This is a genomic window from Aliikangiella coralliicola (assembly GCF_007004725.1).
In the GTDB taxonomy this organism is placed as follows: domain Bacteria; phylum Pseudomonadota; class Gammaproteobacteria; order Enterobacterales; family Kangiellaceae; genus Aliikangiella; species Aliikangiella coralliicola.
Map to the genome: position 1 here is coordinate 481,002 of NZ_ML660167.1, position 19,879 is coordinate 500,880.

The window sequence follows — 19,879 nt, forward strand, 5'->3', positions numbered from 1 at the left end:
TTAATTCCCTTGCTCTTCTTGGAAATTCTGCAAGTCCGCTTTAATTAAATTCATCAACTTTTCAATCTGTTCATTATTGACTTGTCCCGAACTAACTTGACTGGACTCTAATTGACCGGACTCTTTTTGACCACCAACAGACGCAGACTGACCGAAATTATTTTGGCGAAGGTTGTCAAGCGTTGCTACATTTTTAGAAGGCGCAAGATGATGTTCCGTCGCGAACGACTGGGTGTTATTCTGTTCCTCCTGCTCAACTTCGCAGAAAAAGTTTTGTGCTATAAGCGTTTCTAAGCTTTCTTTTACGCCTTTGATTACAAATTCAATATCGTCATCGGTATGTGCGGTGGTTAAAAAGCAATTTCCCTGAATGTTAGTTTCAATTCCCTTCATTCTAAGCAAAATGAAAAATAACGCCTCGGTGATCCCCCAGTAACTATCGATAAATCTAAATCGAAACAATGAGCCAAAATCATCAATGGTAATTGGTAAATTTTTTGCCAGGAAAAATGCGTTCAGATTCTCAACCAGGTATTTGGTTTTCGCATTCAGTTCTTTCTGAAAATATTGGCAATTATCACTCTGAAGGTCGCCTTTACAGCGTTTCTTAATCTCAGATAAAGTCGCATAGACTGAAGCTATTTTAAGTGGGTTTTGCGAATGGGTTCCAGCCATACCGGTACGCTTAGATTTCGGCATGGTATCATCGTCTAAGTTCCAGGTACCACCGTCTACCAAGTCCATATATTTAGGCGATCCAGCAATAACGCCAGTGGGTAAACCGCCGCCTGGAATTTTTCCATAAGTCGCGATATCGGCCTTAATGTTAAAGTAACCTTGCGCTCCGCGATGGCTAATTCTAAAACCGGTGATCATCTCGTCGAAAATTAACGCCATGTTTTTTTCCAGCGTTAGTTTGCGAACTTCTTTGAGAAACTCAACCGGCTGAATATAAGGGTGTCTGGATTGAACCGGCTCGACTAAAACGCAAGCAATCTCATCAGCGTGCGCTTCAATAATATCGAGGTGCTCCATATTTCCATATTCAAGAACAATGATTTGCTCTGCAAACTCTTGCAGCATTCCGGGGCCCATCGCCAGGCTTCTGCCATGTTGATCGCTCATCGCCGTTACAGCGTCTGACAACCCGTGGTAAGAACCTTCAAAAATCACAATTTTCTTTTTGTTTGTCGCAGCTCTCGCGATACGCACCGCAAACATAACGGCTTCGGTTCCAGATTGGGTAAATAATACGCGTTCATGTCCGGTGATCTCAGAAAACAGCTTTGATGTTTCAAAGATTTTCTCGGAATAGCCCGCGAGTGGAATTCCCTGGTCAAGGCTATCTTTTACGGCATTAATTATAAATTCAGGTTTATGCCCGAATAAGTTGACCCCCATATCACCAGAGATATCGACGTATTTATTTCCATCGATATCGTACACGTAAGCGCCTTCGGCTTTTTGATAGGTGATTTGGAAATGTAATTTTTTCAAGTCTTTAATCAGATGAAATGGCCTTCGCTGATCAACAAAATAGTGTTGGTGTTTGGCGATATTTTTCTTAGATTCAGGGACAAACTTCTCATATTCCTGATTGAGTTGCTCGATATAATTTTGATGTTCTTCGGTAAGGTTCCTCTGATCAATTGCTTTAAGTGTGCTACCTGCCGCCTTAGCAGATAGTTTGTTCTTTAAAGCATCATCGCCAGACAACTTAACTTTCAACTGCGAGGTTAAAAGATCTTTTTCTTCCTCAGATAGTTTCTGAAAGTTTCGCAATGCTTCCTGCTTATCAATATTCTTTGAAAGAATTTTGTCCGCAATTTCATTCATTTCAACCGACATGTTAATCATCCTCTAATAAAGCTTTTCTAGTAATTCTTCAAATGTATAATCGCTGACCGTTTCTTGATGCTGAGAAGCATTCGAGTTTGAGTCGTATATCGAATCTAATAACGACTCAAAGTCACTTTGTTGTGCTTTGGCTTTCGGCGGCAAAAAGTCATTATTAAAGGTCAGTGATTTCATGGTTACACAAACTTTGCCCTGACTATCCAGCAGATCAATATCCAGCTTAAGCATTTCATCTAAGGTGCTACTTCCTCTTGAGTAGCGAATCCAGGCGTACATATCATTCGTGCACGGTGAATTCACTTTGAGATAATCAAGTGCAAATGGCATTGCCGGCTGAGTAGCTAACTTTTCAAGATCCGAAATTAGACCGGTAGCCGCTTGTAGCACACTTTCCATTGTGCTTGGATGTAAACTGAACTCACCCGCTTCGTTTTCGATGCTTTTCGGCAATTCCAGTCGTACAAGTTGCTGTTGCTCTCCTTGATAAATTGCTTTGAGTGCGCGCAGAGATTGACTGTAATTAACGCCGGTTTTCTCGATAGCACCATAAAGCTGCTCAAGGTCTAACTGATTATTTCCAATCTGATCGGCGAGTTGTTCCAAGTCCAGTTTCGGTGCTTTTGTGATAGGGTTCAACACCGCGGTTCCCTGACAATGAATAATATCTTCAGCACTGTCGCTAGTTGAATTTGCCGTTTCGTTATCTGAGCTCTCGCTGCTGAAAATCTCAAAATCAATTTGACCGTTTTCAACTTCAAATAACGCGATAGAAACTTGCCTGTTCTCATCAACCGCAATCGGCTCTCCCCAGGCCGTATCGTATAACTCGATAGTTGTTGTGTCTTTCTGCAAACGGGTTGCCTGAGTTATTGCTTCATGGACCATTTCAAGACAAGCCATCTCAGGCAACACTTTTATGGAGGAATGCTTTAATGCATCAAGCGCGTTCTCAGAATTTTCTGATACTAGCTGTTGTTCTTTTAAGAAAAATTCTTTTCCGTTAAAACGCGAACTATAGCTTTGCTGGCTCAGTACCGAAGTATTGGTGTGCAACAACGGATGTATCACAGCGGTTGTGGCATTTTTAGAACCCTGGTCACTATTCTTGGTGTCAAACCAGTATCTCTCGCGCTCAAACGGATAAGTCGGTAAGCTGATTCTTTTTGGTTTGTTATTTGAAACCGAGCCGGCTTGATTTGAGTTCGACTGATAAAGTCGATTCCAGTCAATCTCTTGACCTTTAACCCAGGCGCTGATTAGCTCATCATAGTTTCTCTCGTTAACCCACTCACCGATAGTATTATCATCAGCTTCAAGTTCATCTTTTTTCCGGCTAATTCTTCCCTGATAAACACCATCAAGTTTATCGGTAGAAATTGCCTGCTCATTCGCATCATCCACAGCAAAAGCACTCAGTTTTTCAACTAATTGTTCAACCGAGTTAGCAACAAACCCCATGCGTTCTTCCATGGCGTCACGACCAATCTGTAGCGTGTAAGCAAAATTAACCAGGTTGACTTCATATTTTTCCAGATGAGACAACATTAAATTGGCGTAGGCTTTAAGTCTTTCTTTGTTCTTTGCTGAAAGCACAAATACCAAAGGTTCTTCGCTAACAGATAGTGGTTGATTCTGGTCGCAAATAAATTCCTCTAACACTACATGGACATTGGCACCACCAAAACCAAACGAACTCACACCTGCTCGGCGTGGTAGTTCATTACCAGCTTCATCCAGAATCGCATCCCACGGACGAGTTTTATCCACCATATAAAAAGGCGTGCCTTTTAGATTGATATATGGGTTGAGCTTTTCAAAATGAAGTAACGCTGGAATCTGCTTGTTTTTAATGGATAACAAGACTTTCAAAATACCGGCGATGCCCGCAGCAGTTTCCAGGTGACCAATATTGGTTTTAGCCGAGGTCAAACCAACATGCGGAGTTTTAGCCGGGCCTTTGTTATGCTTTTTATACAACTCAGAAAATGCTTTCTTCATTGCCTGAATTTCAATCGGATCACCGAGACTGGTTCCGGTACCGTGACATTCAATGTAACCTACTGTGGTTGGATCAACTTGCGCTTTCGAATAGGCTTCGACTAATAGATCCGCTTGTGCATTCGGATTCGGCGCAGTCAACATGGTTGCTTTACCGCCATGATTTTCTGCCGTTGCTTTAATCAGCGCGTAGATATGATTGCCATCAGCCTCAGCCATGGAGAGAGGCTTAATGAAAATGGCCCCGGAACCTTCTCCCCTGACGTAACCGTCAGCTCTTTCGTCGAAAGTTTTACATTTTCCATCAGAAGCTAACATTCCCGCCGCGCCGAATGAAATAAACGCAGCGGCGGTTAACATCACTTGAACACCGCCCACAATCGCCATGTCACAGCTGCCAGTGTGAATTGATTCAATGGCTCGGTGAAGTGCGACTAATGAACTGGAACATGCCGTGTCGAGCGGTGCACTTGGACCATGTAGGTTAAGCAAAAAAGAAATACGATTAGCTAAAATAGCGTGAGAGGTTCCTGATGCCGAATAACCGTCGAGTTCGGCGTTCTCCGCAGCCATCAGGTCAATGTAATCTCTGGTTGCCGCACCGACGAACAGACCAGTTTTAGTTCCTGATAATTCCGAAACTTTGTGACCGGCATCTTCGATGGCGTTCCAGACTGTTTCCAGAAAGACACGTTGTTGAGGATCCATCATTTCAGCTTCACGTGGTGAAATTCCCCAGAAAAGCGGGTCGAATTTATCAACCTCTTTCATAAAACCGCCCCATATGGATTTGGTTTTATTTTCTTCTTCTAGAGGGTCTCCATAGTACTCTTCCCAACTCCATCGATCTTCGGGAATAACAGTCACCATGTTATTCTCCGCATTCTTCAATTTTTCCCAATATTCTTCTAAATCCTCAGATTGCGGCATCACACCGCTAGCGCCAACAATCGCAATAGGCTGTTGCACAAATCTTAAGTCTGGTGAAAAACTTCCTTCGGCCACCGGCGCGTTAGAAACCTGGTCTGCTTGCGGAGCCCAACCTTTGTTAATGATAATTGGGTCTTGATTATCAGTAACAGCATTAGTTGATTCAGGCTGCGAGCTTGCTGCAGCAGGACTTGAACTGCTTGAAGTTTGATGAACTTTTAGTACTTCATCGGTATGTTCCTCGGCAATATATTTTGCAATTTCTCGAATGTTAGGATATTCGAAAAATAATACCGGCGTTACATCTAACGGATAAATATCATTAACCGCATTGGCGAAAGTGGTTAGTCCAATTGAGTCAAATCCAAGGTCAAGTAAAATGGTGTCAAGATCAACGTCTTCTGCATCCAATTTCAGAAAATCCATGACAATCTTAGAGAGTTCGGTTTGGACTAAAATGGTTAACTCGCCATCGGCCTCAGTGTTCGAGGATGATTCCGCACCAGAAGATTCAGCATCAACAGAAGTAATTGTTTCAGGCACCTCTTCTTCAATCAGCCCCCAAGCTCGCTCAATTTTTTCCTGAACGCCTTCAATAACAGCGAAGTTTGCCTTACTCGATCCCAAACCCTTGATGAAGGTTTCAAGTCCAGTTTCACTACTTAGTGGTTTGATGCCCAGATTCTTTCTGAAGAAAAGCTCGGTTTGTTCATCTAGCTGCATTCCTCCACCAGCCCAGATTGACCAGTTAAGACTCAAGGTTTTTCCTGTACGCTCCCCTTTCATTCGCGCAAGCTCACGTTTGTGCGCGAATGAATCCATAAAGTGATTGGCAAAAGAATAATCACTTTGACCTGCGTTTCCGGCGAGCGCGGCCAGCGAGGAGAACATGACGAAAAAGTCCAGGTTCTCATTTTTAGTTAGCTCATCTAAATGCGTTGTTCCGTATAACTTGGGCGCAAAAACGGCTTTCATTTCATCGAGCGTTTTGTTCCTGACATAAGAATCTCTCAGCACACCTGCGCTATGAATGATGCCGTTTATTTCGCCAAAGTGAGATTTGCTTTCTTGAATTAAATTCTTGACCGATTCGTGCTTAGATACATCGGCTGGTACATAGAGTATTTCGGCGCCTGATTTTCTCAGCTCATCTAGTTGACTTTCTCGCTCCGCTAATAACTTAGAGCGACCAGTTAATATCAACTTAGCACGGCACTCTTTGGCTAAATACTCCGCAAAGATAAGGCCGAGACCGCCTGCACCACCAGTGATTAAATAAACACCATTTTCCTTTATTCTGAGGTGTTCCGACGATTCGCTTTTAGCGTTTTCATCAGCGTTCAGGGTTTGCTCTAGATTAAGCTCTTTGATGTGCTTAACAGATCGCTCCTGTTGTTGATAGCGAACGGTTAAATCGTAGCGTGTATCCAGCAGAAATTCGGACAAAACGACATTCAGCAGGCTATCGATGCTTGTATCATCTTGTTGTGTTTCTTGTTGTGTTTCTTGTTGTACTTCTTGTAGCTGAACTTCGAGAATTTTACATCTTAGCCGCGGGCTTTCAGCTAACAGAATTTTTGCGAAACCATTGATTGCTTCATTGTGAGGTTGTGGTTCATCTACATTCACCTGGTAAAGGTAAAGTAACTCGATCTTGCTTTCGAGTTTTTGCTCGATTATTGATTGACACAACGGAAGGAAAGAATAAACACCTCTTTCCAATGGTTCTTGTAATAAAGTATCTCGATCGCTCTTGTTATTTTTAACTTGAGTTGGCCAGGCAAAACAAACCTTACCGAATTCCCAACTATTGTCTTTTAAAGTTTCGAACAATTTAACAAAGTCGTCGCTCTTATTTGTGTTAACTGTGTAATTTCCATTGTCCAGCACTTTGAAAGTTTTACCCGGCTTAACCAAAACGATATCGTCTTCATTTCGCCCTGCTTGTTTGAGCCTCTTGCGATAAGCATCTGTGAGTTTTTCGTCTGTATCGAAGAGTAAAATTGACGGCAAATCACTATTAGAGTCAAGTACCCCGGCTAAAGGTGTACTTTCCCATTCGGATGAGTAGTAGAGTTTGGAAAATTCATCGTCATCACTTTCTGCTGCGGGCTTTTCGTGAACATCAGTTAAGGGAACGCCGACAGAGTCTTTGACTTTTACCAGGACTTTTCCGTCTTCACCAACAATAAAAACATTCTTTTTCGATAAGCCCGAATTCGACTTTTTGCCGCCGGTCGCGTCAGTCACATAGGTATAACAATTTTCAGTCAGCGGATGGAGGACTTCGACCTCGCCTAGAGAGTAAGGTACGATCATTTCGCCCGAAGCATCTCCTCCGAGTGATGCGCCCATAAATGCCTGGAAAGAACCATCGACTAACGACGGGTGCAGTATGTACTCATGAAAATCATTCATGCGAATTTCTGGTATCTTTAGTTCACCAAGAACTTCGTCATCATTTTTGTAGATGTCCTGTAAAACCTGAAAGCTAGGCCCCAAATCTAATCCAAGGGACTTAAATAACGGATAAGATGATTTTCCGTCGGTCACTTTGACACATCGAGAACGAATGCTTTCAACGTCGATGTATTCGTCTTCTGCTTCTAGTTCCTGTTGAGTCGCATAAAAAAGTTTTCCCTGTGAATAGAGCTGTTTGCCGCCATCTTCTCTTTCACTAAATACTTCAAATTGAACTGAATCGCCGCTGGGCTTCAGTTCAATAAAAGTTTCATTAGGAATCGAGTCCTCTACAGTAAGTGGGCTAACCCAAACAATATTTTTAATTTTCTGAACTTTTCTGCCAGCGGCTATCTCACCGGCTTTGCGGGCAAAATCCAGGTATCCAACACCGGGAAGCGTCGGGATCTCTGATACCAGATGGTCATAAATGAAAAATTCATTTTCATTAAAGGTTTTCTTGAAAACCTGGCGCTCAAAGGTCGATTCATTCGAATCGATTAGTGGGTGCATTCCCGAAATCATTGCACCGCTGTTAGATATTCCTTCTTGCCCATCGATTCTGGATATCCAATGACGCTTATCCGCAAAAGGATACGTGGGTAGTGAAATTCTTTTTCCTGTTTCATTCGCTGAACTTTGAGACTGCATTCCTTGCCAATCAGTCAGTAAACCATCAATCCAGAGTTGTGCTAACTTTTGCGCATTTCTGCCCTGGGAAAGCAAACCAATGAATTCTTCTTTTTCTTTACGATTAAGTAATTTGGTAATGCCTTCAGCATTTTTGACGTTGCCCGTCAGAATTTTTTCGTCTTTTTTGCCTTCAATAAAAAGATTAAGAAGTGTTGTCAGTTCCTTTTTATTTTTCGCGATCGCGACCAAGCGGTGGTCGAATGATTTTCTGCCGACCTGTAAGGTATGCGCAATATCATTAATATCCGACTGTCGTTCTTTATCTTGCGCAAGATCAGTTTGTAAATAGTGTTTGAGGCGTTTCGCTGATTCGCGTAATTGATCTTCATTGCGCGCCGATAACGGAAATATCAAATTTTGAGAAGGCTGCTTTTTCGATTCACTTTTCGCCGTATCCTCTATCGGTTGCGATTCATACTTTTCGATAATGATATGTGCGTTGGAGCCGCCAGCGCCAAATGAACTGATCCCGGCTCTTAGCGGGTATCGCTTTCCATCAACTTCTTTTTCTTTCCACTCTTCAACTTTTTGCTCGACATAGAACGGAGAGTTGTGAAATTCAATAAACTCATTGAGCTCAGATGAATGCAGGGAAGGAACCAGCTTGCGGTGTCTCATTTGTAGGAGAACTTTGCACACGCCAACGATTCCCGCAGCAGCTTCTAAATGTCCAATATTGGTTTTTACAGAGCCAATAGCACAGGTTTGATTTTCAACTTCATAATTCTCGAAAGCATTTGTTAATCCAGTAATTTCGATCGGATCACCAAGTTCGGTACCTGTTCCGTGGGCCTCGATATATCCAATGGTGCGCGCATCGATATCAGCTTTTTTAAGCGCCGCCAACACTAAATCGCCTTGAGCTTTAGGGTTTGGCACCGAGTAACCACTGGTGCGTCCGCCGTGGTTAATCGCAATACTTTTAATCACGCCGTAAATATTGTCATTATCTTGCGCAGCTTTCGCTAGGGGCTTAAGAACTATTGCGCCGATACCTTCTCCAGGAACATAGCCATTAGCCCCCTTACCAAAGGTACGGCATAAACCATCTTCTGACAGTAAGCCACCGGCAACAGTAATTTCCTGTTTACATTGATGAACATCCAGGTTGACACCACCGACAATGGCGCTAGAACATTCTCCTTTCTGAATGGCTTCGCTGGCGAGATAAATCGCTGTCAGACTCGCCGAGCAAGCAGTATCGACGGCAAGGCTCGGCCCTGAAAGATTCATAAAGTAAGACACGCGATTAGCGATACTCCAAAGAAAAGAGCTTGCAATCGCTTCGTTTCCAGCAAGTCTTTCTTCCGCGCCAACTGTCTGATACATTGCCCATACCGCGCCTACAAATACGCCTATGTCACGCTGCTTACCATCTTGATTGGCAGGATTATCTTTCGCCAGAGATTCAGGATAGTAGCCCGCATCTTCCAAAGCCTCCCAGGCAACTTCCATGAAAATTCTTTCTTGAGGATCGAGAGTCTCAGCTTCCCGTGGAGAAATGTTGAAAAACAATGAATCAAATCTATCAACGTCATCAATAAAGCCACCGCGATATTTTTTACTGGTCTCCCGCTGACGTCTTCTGCTAAAACGTGTATCTGGAATATCACCGATGCAGTCTTTTCCATCTACCAGGTTTTGCCACATCTCATCCATATTCTTCGCTTGGGGATAACGACCGGACATACCGACGATAGCAATTTCTTTAGCCTTGTTTTCGCTTGAAGATATTGACTCGGTTGAAAGATCATTCTCTGTCAGCAATTGATTTGATTCGAATGACTTGGATGGTTGAGATGCTGATGGTTCGCCTCCTGCCAGGTGGGAACCTGTATCGCTTCCAGTTGTATACTTGGAAATTGAATCGACAGGCGTATTTTCTAATTGAGTTTCTGCTTCGGTTTCTCGCACAACACTGGGAGAAACCATTTTTGCAGAAAGATTATGATACTGTTTTAAAACATAATTACTATTAACATTTCCAATCGCACTTGAGCCGTCCGTGGTAGCCACCACTTCAGGAATATTTTCTTTTCTGCTGAAAAGTCCTACTAGCTTGGTTGCTATCTCTTCAGCCGATTCTCGCGATAATCCGACAGGGATTGCCAGTCGTACCAAATCATTGAGAGAAGTATTTTTTTGCATTCCAACGCTATGCTCTCCAGCACGAATACCCGTATTGAGGTACAACCAGGCTAAAAAGGATTCGACTGGTTTTTCAAAGTCTTTAAACTCAGCAATTTGCTTGACGTCGATTAAAATACAATGCCCGCCGACAGGTTGTACGATAGGGATTTGGTTTTGCAGTAACGCTTTTGAGATAAGTTTGACCGACTGCATTCTTCGCAATGTCTGAATTTCGATTTGTTTCTTATTTTGCAGCGCAAGCCCGATCAGCTTCTTATCGATTACATTTAGCCCACTTCCCTCTTCCTCAGATTGCTTTTGCAATCGTTCAAAGAGTTTGGCGTCATTAGTAGCGATTAACCCGCCTTTATTAATGCAGAAATCCTTGGCTAAACTCACAGTGATGGCATCAGCATAGGAATATATTTCTTGAACCACCGACCAAACGTCCTTCTCTGCATACTCAGTTTCGTTTTCTCGTATATACTGCGCATTTTCAACTACGCGAGTCCCATCAATAACCAGAGGAATCGAGTGTTTGGTTAATAAGGACTTAACCTGCTTTAGATGCTGCATGGAGATTGGATGACCGCCAACAGCATTGTCGCTCACTTCAAGACAAACAAAAGCAATTGAATCTGGTTCATGTTCCACTTTCTTCTGCAGTGCTTCCCATTCTAGCTCTCCTTTATAAATCTGGTTCGAGTCTAACTTGAAAACCTCTGAAGACGGGATTTCCTGAGGCGTAAAACCGTTTTCGATCTGACTGAATATCCAGGTAGGAAAAAGTAGGTTTTGAGGTACTGTTCCCTTCTTAGGCCAGGCTTTACAGAAGATGCTTTCAGCGGCTCGGCCTGACTCAGTTAACAAAAAGTATGAGAAAGGGAAAATTGCTCTCAAGCTTTTCTCAAGGCTTCCAGGTCGCTGGAGTTGGCTGTGTAAAAGTTTCATCTGTTTGTCGATACAAGGCATTTTCAACTGCGCCCACGAGTCGGTTTTCAAATCAAACTCGACTTGTTCGCAAGGAACATTGAGAGGGTTGTAACCAAAATCAGATAAAACAAGCGAACGCTTCTCTCCTTCAATAACCATTTCAGCAAATGAGCTTTGCACTGATGAAGGTGCTGTTTGTACTGTTTTATTTTTGGAAGAAGTTTTTTCTTCGACGATTGTTTTATCTTCGACAATAGTCTGTGAGTTTTCTACTTTTGACTCGACAACAAGATGTGGGCTCGGAAGCGCCTGCGCTGAAGAATTTGTTTTCGAGGGATCAGCAATCATCATGATAATATCGATAACATTATCGGGGTTGCTACTACCCACTTCACGGCATAAATAAATGGTTTTATTCTCAGGACGAAACTTATTTTTAAACTGCAAATTACCTTCATCATTGAAAATATTTTGATCACGTAATTCGTCAAGGATTTGGTCGACAGCGGGATCTGCAGTTGGAGAAGACTCTAGTTTACAACCATAAGTGCCGCCGAGGCTGAGCATATTGCTACCTTCGGCAACAAGAATTTCAATAATTTTGACGATGGCAAATTCTAACCCGCCGAGCGGCATACTTTTGGGATAGAACTCCAAATCCATTAGATAGCCATTTTGCTCCGATGACATTGAGGAAATCAATATCGCGTTTTGTAGAACATCATTGCTGTAAGTGATAAAAACGCGATGTTGGTCACTGAGCTTACCAGCCAGGATTTCCTCTTTGACAATATGAATCAGCGGATTGACCATCGTTCTGGTCTCACACCATTGGTCAATGATGTCGGCGATATTTTGATCAATCTGAGGATTAGAACCACAACGATATTCTTCAGTGTGACACTTACCCGCCTTTTCAAACTTAGAGACTTGATATCTAAGGCGACGCATTGAACCGCCTTTCAGAGTAAATTTTTGCAGGTCTAACACACGTTGTACAACACCAAAAGGAGTCGCCGAAAACTGAACCTCGCCAACTTTATCGATGGGATGTCCAGAAAACATGTTCAATTCAAAGTTATTCTCAACGCAGTATTGGCGCAATTCCTCTGCGATAACGTCTAAATATTCATTGGGCCCCGTATAGGCATAAACAAGGATAATATTTTTGCCGTGGCTAAAATTGAAATAACCTTTCTTTTCACCGCCAACAAAAAGATAAGGCGCGATATTTCTGGTGCCTCTTGATACCGAAGTTTCATTTTTATAGTCTTCAAATAACTGTTGCACTGTCGCATTTAATTGGGCGTCTTTAGAAACCTCTTTTTCTAAAATGACAATAGGAAGTTTTTTAGACGATGCTTGAATTTGAGACGCTTCAGCCGCGTGTTCTTTTAGTTCAGTTTTGCTCGCTGTTTCACTCGGTTCCTTTGCTATGTCTTTCGAACCTGTATCGGTTGACTGAGTTGAATTTTCTAATTCTGCTGCAAACTTGGTGTTTAGCGTCTTATCGTGCTTTTTCACAAAATAAAGCGCTAAATCATTAATGTTGAAGTTTTCAAAAAGCAGCGTTTTAGGCAAAGTTCCAAAATCGGCTTCCAGCTTCTTAATAATTTTGAGCACGTGAAACGAGTTAACTCCCAGCTCTCCAAAAGGAGCGAAGGAATCAAAATTTGCACTTAACGAGTCTGCGGCCTCTGACATTAGCGACTTAAGATAAGACTCTGTCAATTCTTGTAATAATTCTTGATCAATCATTTTGTCTCTCTTGACATTTTGGAATGAGCTTTAGTTTGGTCTAGTAAAACACTCATATGCTTTATTCGAAATGGCGACACACACGACTAGATAATCTGACGTTAAAAGCAACGATCAGCATTAACGAAAAGATTCATTAAATTAAAAATTTAGAATGTGCGATCAATATCAGGTTGTTTCGTCAATCGTTGACAAGCCAATTTGCAACCGCTCGTTCGAACAATGTGGCCTATCTAATAAACCCCAACTCGAGATAAGAAAATCGATTTTCATTAGTGAATCGAGATCTGGAAAATTACTCAGTTAAAATACCTGAACTGAGGCAATAGGGCCTCTTCAGGTTAATTGATTTAAATTTCAGGAACGACCAATGGCCAATGCTCACAATGGTCTTCATTGCTAACAGTGTTTATCTTATCAACGGGGTGATAACACGGATTTAATCAGCCTATTAGTGGCTATTCAGGATACTTCCCTTCGTAACTTTTCCATGTCTTGTTCCATCTCCTTTTCTAGATTTCTATCAAAGCTTTTATAGCATGAGCTTTCTTAACATACTTTGTGTTGCAATAAATTTAAACTGTAAAGAAGTCAGCCTAACTTAAACTGAAATCATATTCCCTGGTTTAGGTTGATTTTCAAATTAAGTTAGGCTTGTTCGTTCAACTAAAAGATCAGTTGATCTTGACTATTATTCGTGACGTAATGCCTGACTTGGCTCCATTTGAAGCGCACGCTTTGTTGGCAAATAGGTCGCCATTAATACAGTGCCTCCAATAATTAGAACCAGTGACAATGAAACGAGTAGCAAATCAGCGTTACCGACTCCTAACATTGATGACATAGCAAATCCCATTCCGCATCCAGCGAGTAATCCGGGTATTCCGCCCCACAATAGTTGTTTCACGCCTGACATTAAGAACTCTTTAGTAATTCTTTGTTCGACAGCGCCTAGTGCGCGCTTAACACCAATTTCCTGTGTTCTCTGGTTAATGGTGTTAGACATAACACCGTAAATACCACTGGTCGCCAGAACGATTGCCGCAATTCCAAAAAGTAAAAATACTGAAGTGATAAACAACATCGGGCCAGTATGACGAGTGAAACTTTCAGCGTAGGCTTCAACTCTAAACGCAGGAAGTTCTGGATCAATTGACTCTAATGTTTTTCGCAATGTCCGAATAACCTTATCACTGTCCAATTTCATTTCCATGGCGACAGTCATTTGAGTTCTTGGAGATTGTGCGAAAGGTCTGAATACCGACGGCGCTTTACCACTTTCTTCATAAGAAGCGCCTTGAATTGTATGCTCAACAACGCCAACGATTGTTAACCAGTTGGGCTGATCACCATCTAATTCAACGGTGCGGATACGCTTTCCGATTGGAGATTCATTTGGAAAATGACGCGCAACGAAACTATCGGTCACAATGACAGAACCCTTGCCTAACCCTTCGTCACTGGTATTAAAGTAACGTCCTTTTTTCAGCTCGACACCCAGCTTTGCTAATGAGCCTGGAGTCACAACAATATAGTTTGCTCGGGGGTAACCTTTATCTTCGGTATATTCCCGACCTTCTAAAGCCAGTGCAGGTGTTGAGGTATAAGAGCCCGGTAAAGCTGACGCGATCATTACGTCGCCAATACCGACAGTGTTTTCCAATCGCGATTGTAATGCCTTAGCAAACTGCGCCTGTTTTTCTGGTGTATCGTATTTAGACTCAGTTAGCAGTACAGCGGCGGTTAAAATATTTTCCGTTTTGGCACCATAATCCGCTCTGGTGGCTTTAAAGTTTCCTACCATCATAACTGTGGCTGCGATCAAAACTGTCAATGAGACGAATATCTGGCTGATAATCAGAAAGCGGTTAAGTCGACCTGATTTTTTACTTAAGGCGCCTCTAGTGCCATCGCGAAGTACGGCATTGAAATCAGCACCGGAGTTTTTCCAGGCTGGAAGTAACCCCGTAATTAAAATCGTGCCGACTACGAAAATAAAGAATAATTTAATCGTAAATGCGTCGATACCAAACTGCCACCAAAACGGTGGTTTGTCGACGAAAAAGGTTTTTGTGATAGCTTGCGTTGCTTCAAGCCCCCATGCCAAAACTAATAAACCAACAATGCCACCGACGGTGCAGATAATAATACTTTCCCACAACATCTGGCTAATCAATCTCGAACGTGGAGCGCCGAGCGCAACCCGAATGGCAGTTTCTTTGCCCCGCTCTACAGCTCTTGATAACAACAGGTTTCCGACGTTAACGGATGCTAAAATCAAGATTAATATGGCGATAATATGAACTGAATAAATAACCGCAACAGTATCCGCATCACCTGCCAGAGGAATAGTTGAAATATAAGCGCCAATACCATTATTGGTTTTAGGATATTTCTGTTCAATGCGCTGCATTACTAGCGCTAATTGGCGGTTAAGCTCTTCCATTGAGACGCCATCTTGAATGTGAGCTAGACCAATAACATCACCAGAGTTTCCGCGGGTGAGTTGGGTGGCGTCTTCGCGTAATGGTGTCCAAAGTTCGGTGTTGGTAGGAAAAACGTAGCCTGCTGGCATTACGCCGATTATTCGGTGGCTAATGCCACTAATACGGAGTGTTTGGTCAATGATTTTAGGGTCGCCGCCGAATTGGTTTTGCCACATATCATAGCCAATCACAACTACTCGTTCTGCCCCAGCTTGATTTTCAGCTTTGGTAAATTCTCGTCCCAGTATGGGTTTGGTGCGAGTCAATTGAAAAATATTTGGCTCAGCCGCCACTGCACTATATCTTCTCGCGCCATCTCGCCCTGAAACATTCAGGTTAGAGACAGAATAAGCGCCGAACTCTGAAAGTCCTTTAAGGTTTGTTCTTATCTCTTGATAATCATGTAAATTAATTGGGCCAGCATTCCTGACACCATTTTGTGATGAGCTAAGCTGAACTAATGAATCACCATCTTCAAACGGCATTTCTTTAAAAACCATTGTGTTAAAAAATGAAAACAGGTAAATGCTAAGCCCAATACCTGCAGCCATTACAATAGTCGTTAAAATGGTAAAACCGGGACTTTTAGATAGCAATCTAATCGCGTATTTTAAGTCACTCAAAACCATCATGATAAAGCCCCTTCCGCCTCAACTGCTTTGGCTTCGTTAGACGTTTCCATGGCAACTACTTTCTCGGCAATATTCATTTTTTTATCTGCAACGACAAGGCCATCAAGGACGTCAATTCTACGCTCTGCTCTAGACGCCGAGCGCGGGTCATGAGTAACCATGCAGATGGTTGCGCCTTCTGCGTGTAACTTATCTAACAAGTCCATAACGGCTTCTGCGTTCTTGGTATCCAGGTTTCCAGTTGGCTCATCCGCCAGTAAAATAGAAGGATTACCAGCAATCGCCCGAGCAACAGCAACCCGCTGCTGCTGACCGCCTGATAACTGTGAAGGAAAATGCTTACCTCTATGTGCCATATCCACTTTTTCCAGTGCTTTTTTCACCATTTCTTTACGTTGATTTTTATCAAGGTTAGAGCGATAAGTTAGCGGCAGCTCAACATTTTCTTCTACATCCAAATCACTAATTAAATTAAATGACTGAAAAATGAAGCCTATTTCTTCGTTACGAATTCTCGCTCGCTCTTTTTTAGAAATATTCGAAACTTCGTGGCCGGCAAGCGTATATTTGCCTTCGGTAGAAGTATCTAATAAGCCAAGTAATGAAAGCAAAGTTGACTTGCCGCATCCAGAAGGCCCAGAGATTGAAATGTATTCACCTTTGTTGATAGTGAAAGTGATATTGCTTAACGCATGAGTTTCAACTTCTTCCGTATAAAATATTTTTTTTACCTTTTCTAATTTAATTAATACGTCGCTCATAACTTATTGCCTCCTGACTATTTTTCTGAATAGTTTTAATTGATGCGGAATTTTTCGTAGGTTTCGAAACGGGTTGGATCTGAAGTCACGATCTTGTCGCCGACCTGCAAGCCTTCGAGAATTTGAATTTGATTCACCGAACCATAACCCACTTTTACCTCGACTCTTTCAGCAAATTGACCATCCTCACTTAACTTATAAAATGCAGAGTTACTCTTACTTTGTACAAATAGCGGACGATCAACATACAGGGCATCAGCTATTTCAGTAATTTTAATTTCACCGTCAACACTCAAATCAGGTCGAGCGTCATCGGGTAATGTTTCCGAAAAAGCAACATCCACTTGAACATTGCCGTTGATCACTGCGGGATCAACTCTGGAAACGACTCCTTCGAACTTGCTGTTGCGGGTATCGATAATAACTCTTTGCCCGGTAGCAACATCTCTAATTTGAATTTCTGGGACTTGAAGTTCCGCAATCAACAAACCCTGCTCAGCCAGCTTAGCAATATTCGCCCCCATCGTAACTCTCTGACCGGCCTCAAGCGGAACTTCGAGAACGATACTATCCATAGTGGCTCTCACTTGAAGATCATCCACTTGTTGTTGCGTTCTTTCCAGGCTTTTTTTCGTTTGATTCAACCGCGCGGTGCGTGCACTATTTTGAGCGGTCAAATTCTCTTCCATTTTCTTTAATTCTTTTTGGCTAGAAATCCATCGCTCTTTGAATTGATCCATCGCTAGACGGCTACGTTCAAAAGCCAGCTTTGATACCGCACCGGTTTCAATCAATTCGCTATGAGCTTTGTACTCAAGCAAACCGCTTTCGTAATCTAGTTTGGCATTCAGAACGCTCGCTTTTTGCTGCTGCAACGCAGATTCTTGTGCAACTCTCGCTGCTTTTGTTTCTGCCTCCATCGCTTCAACCTCCCACTTGGCTTCAGCCAATTGTTGATAGAGCTGTGGATTACTTAACTCTACGATGAGATCGCCTTTCTTAACAACATTACCCGCTTTCACAATGAGTTTTTCTACTTTCGCCTCGACAGTTGCAGAAAGCCATTGAATGTTTTCAGGAACTAACACTCCGGTGCCACGAACTGAAACTGTAAATTTATCTCGTTTTACTTCACCGAATACCATGGTATTTCGGTCAACTGCAATATCGGCTTGACCAAGAAACCAAAGATATCTCACAGCAAATAAAACAGGCAACGCGATTAAAACAATAACCAAGTATCGCTTGGTATTGGTTTTCTTTTTTTTGGTAACGGCAATATCCATTAATGCTCCAGCTAATCAATTTGTTTAATGCAAAATTCAAATTAGTACTTTTAAGGTATCCATGTCTGTTAAGGCAGTTTCTATGCCAAACTTTAAGTGACTGATATTTATATCAAATTATCTAGCTGGCTATCACTGTTCCCAAAGTTGGGAAATATTCAATCAGCGAAAATCCCAACATTGGGACCAAGCTTTTTTGAGTGAAACACTAACTTGAAGAAGACACAAACGACTCCCTGTCATCTCAGCCAACTCCCTGTCATCTCGACCGAAGTGGAGAGATCTCCCAAAGGTTTCACTATATTCAACACCGAGATTAACCCACTTTAAAAGCGCCATGCTTATTTAAAGCCGAATGAAAACCGATGGCTTTCAAATGTCTGACGGAGCTTTCTACCGTCAAGCGGCATCGAGGTCCACGTTGGTCGAGATGACATTTAATTTAGTCGAGATAGTCGAAAGAAGATGTAGTCATAGCTCCGCCCTACAATTCTTTGCATATTTAACTTATCAGAAAATATCTCGTGCTAGCGAATAAAATCAATCGCTAAATTTCCACCTAAAATAATATAGAATGTTAATAAATGCAGCTATTTCGCACTATTTCTACCCTATTTTCCCCTAATTTTTTTATCCGTTTTTTATTGCATTTAATTTTTTAGTGGCTTGTCTTAATAAACTTACTTTTCGTGGTCTATTTTGTCTTTGCATCCTATAATATTCGCTAAGAACAAGTTTTTTCTTTCAACTTTATTGCATCATAAAAACTTTAGTAAAATGTAGCTATGTACTCACCAACTAGCGTTATTCTAAAATCAACGCGTTACTTTTAAAACTGCGAACATAGCTCCGCCCTACATCTTTTTGCAAGTCAAAAAATAATTATCAAAATAAACCGCAACTACACCAGAACTAACCTATTTAAAATCTCAAATGGAAGTCACTGGTCACTACATTTCTGCTATTATTAGCTTGGCAATCAATAATTAGGTTACTTTAAATCTTCGATCCTGTTTCGCTATTATAGTAATGCCTGAAGCGCTAATTTCTTTTCAACAAAACTTTGAAAAAATAGAGGCTATCTTTGCTAATAAGCTGAGGTTCTACTAACGTAACTTGATGGAATCGTTATTGTTGACATTCTGCCAAGCATTTTTAAAAGAACAATGACTCTATTATCACTACTCATTTCGCAAAATGTTGCTTTAATGTCCGTAAACCCTTCGCCATTGATATAAACCGTTTCTCCCTCTCTAAATCTAACACTATTATCCAAATCCATTTGCTGTTCCGATTCACAGACTTTGATGTCGTTGATTACTGAATCATCAACAGTTGAATATCTATCGCCGAATGTCACAAAACCAACAACACCAGGTGTGTATTTGACAGGAGTGATCGGCTTAATTTCAGGGTCAACATTTAAGAATAAATACCTGGGGAAAAGTGACTCTTCCCGAATACTTGGCGAACCGCCAACATGGCCTCCCCTAGCCCGACTTATCAACGGCCGGTACACTTCGAATCCTTGCCTTAACAAATTTTTTTCGGCAACTTCATCCTTTTGGGGCTTACAATATATTACAAACCAAACTTTCATATTTCAACTGCCAACCATCGAATATTACCCTTAACGCTTGTAGGGTTTTACCTAAATAATTGCATAGGGAAACTACCGATAACAGTAGAAATTAGAACTTAAAATCAGCAACTCCCCTTGCTCATTTAATTGTAAAGCTTTTTATATTTATGTTGTTACGGCAAACCAATTCGTTTAAGTGCAAATGTAATCAGGATCGTTTTTTTGTTCGTAAAACTTTGCTAACTCATCCAAAAAAAGTTTTTGAGTTTCAGCAAAATTAATATAAACACCTTCCTTGAAATCATTGCTACCTAAATTGTACCCTTGTTCAAATGCCAGCTTTATGGCTTCGATATTTTTTATATTGCTTTTA

General features: G+C 41.7%; 7 protein-coding genes. All 7 read right to left on the reverse strand.

What is annotated here, in order from left to right:
* Positions 1-1,848 carry an aspartate aminotransferase family protein gene (locus tag FLL46_RS19060; protein WP_168204239.1) on the reverse strand — a complete coding sequence of 616 codons (1,848 nt, stop codon included), beginning with the start codon at positions 1,846-1,848 and terminating at the stop codon, positions 1-3.
* Between the two features lie 12 nt (positions 1,849-1,860).
* Positions 1,861-12,759 carry an SDR family NAD(P)-dependent oxidoreductase gene (locus tag FLL46_RS19065; RefSeq protein ID WP_142932932.1) on the reverse strand — a complete coding sequence of 3,633 codons (10,899 nt, stop codon included), beginning with the start codon at positions 12,757-12,759 and terminating at the stop codon, positions 1,861-1,863.
* A gap of 691 nt (positions 12,760-13,450) precedes the next feature.
* Positions 13,451-15,877, reverse strand: coding sequence for an ADOP family duplicated permease (locus tag FLL46_RS19070; RefSeq protein WP_142932933.1), 2,427 nt, complete (start codon positions 15,875-15,877; stop codon positions 13,451-13,453).
* Entirely contained in the window at positions 15,874-16,638 is a 765-nt protein-coding gene (locus FLL46_RS19075; protein ID WP_142932934.1) for an ABC transporter ATP-binding protein, read from the reverse strand. The genes FLL46_RS19070 and FLL46_RS19075 overlap by 4 nt, the downstream gene beginning before the upstream one ends.
* A 35-nt stretch (positions 16,639-16,673) precedes the next feature.
* Positions 16,674-17,924 (reverse strand): efflux RND transporter periplasmic adaptor subunit, encoded by a 1,251-nt coding sequence (locus FLL46_RS19080; RefSeq protein WP_142932935.1) that lies wholly within the window; start codon positions 17,922-17,924, stop codon positions 16,674-16,676.
* Positions 17,925-19,011: 1,087 nt separating this feature from the next.
* Complete coding sequence (locus FLL46_RS19085) at positions 19,012-19,524, reverse strand: transcription termination/antitermination NusG family protein (protein ID WP_142932936.1); 513 nt, start codon at positions 19,522-19,524, stop codon at positions 19,012-19,014.
* 174 nt (positions 19,525-19,698) lie between these two features.
* Positions 19,699-19,879: hypothetical protein (locus FLL46_RS27130; protein ID WP_168204240.1), on the reverse strand; the 181-nt coding region annotated here is incomplete at its 5' end.

Excerpts from the sequence above, each read along its gene's own strand:
- FLL46_RS19060 (WP_168204239.1), bottom strand. The coding sequence starts at position 1,848 with ATGTCGGTTGAAATGAATGAAATTGCGGACAAAATTCTTTCAAAGAAT.
- FLL46_RS19065 (WP_142932932.1), bottom strand. The coding sequence starts at position 12,759 with ATGATTGATCAAGAATTATTACAAGAATTGACAGAGTCTTATCTTAAG.
- FLL46_RS19070 (WP_142932933.1), bottom strand. The coding sequence starts at position 15,877 with ATGATGGTTTTGAGTGACTTAAAATACGCGATTAGATTGCTATCTAAA.
- FLL46_RS19075 (WP_142932934.1), bottom strand. The coding sequence starts at position 16,638 with ATGAGCGACGTATTAATTAAATTAGAAAAGGTAAAAAAAATATTTTAT.
- FLL46_RS19080 (WP_142932935.1), bottom strand. The coding sequence starts at position 17,924 with ATGGATATTGCCGTTACCAAAAAAAAGAAAACCAATACCAAGCGATAC.
- FLL46_RS19085 (WP_142932936.1), bottom strand. The coding sequence starts at position 19,524 with ATGAAAGTTTGGTTTGTAATATATTGTAAGCCCCAAAAGGATGAAGTT.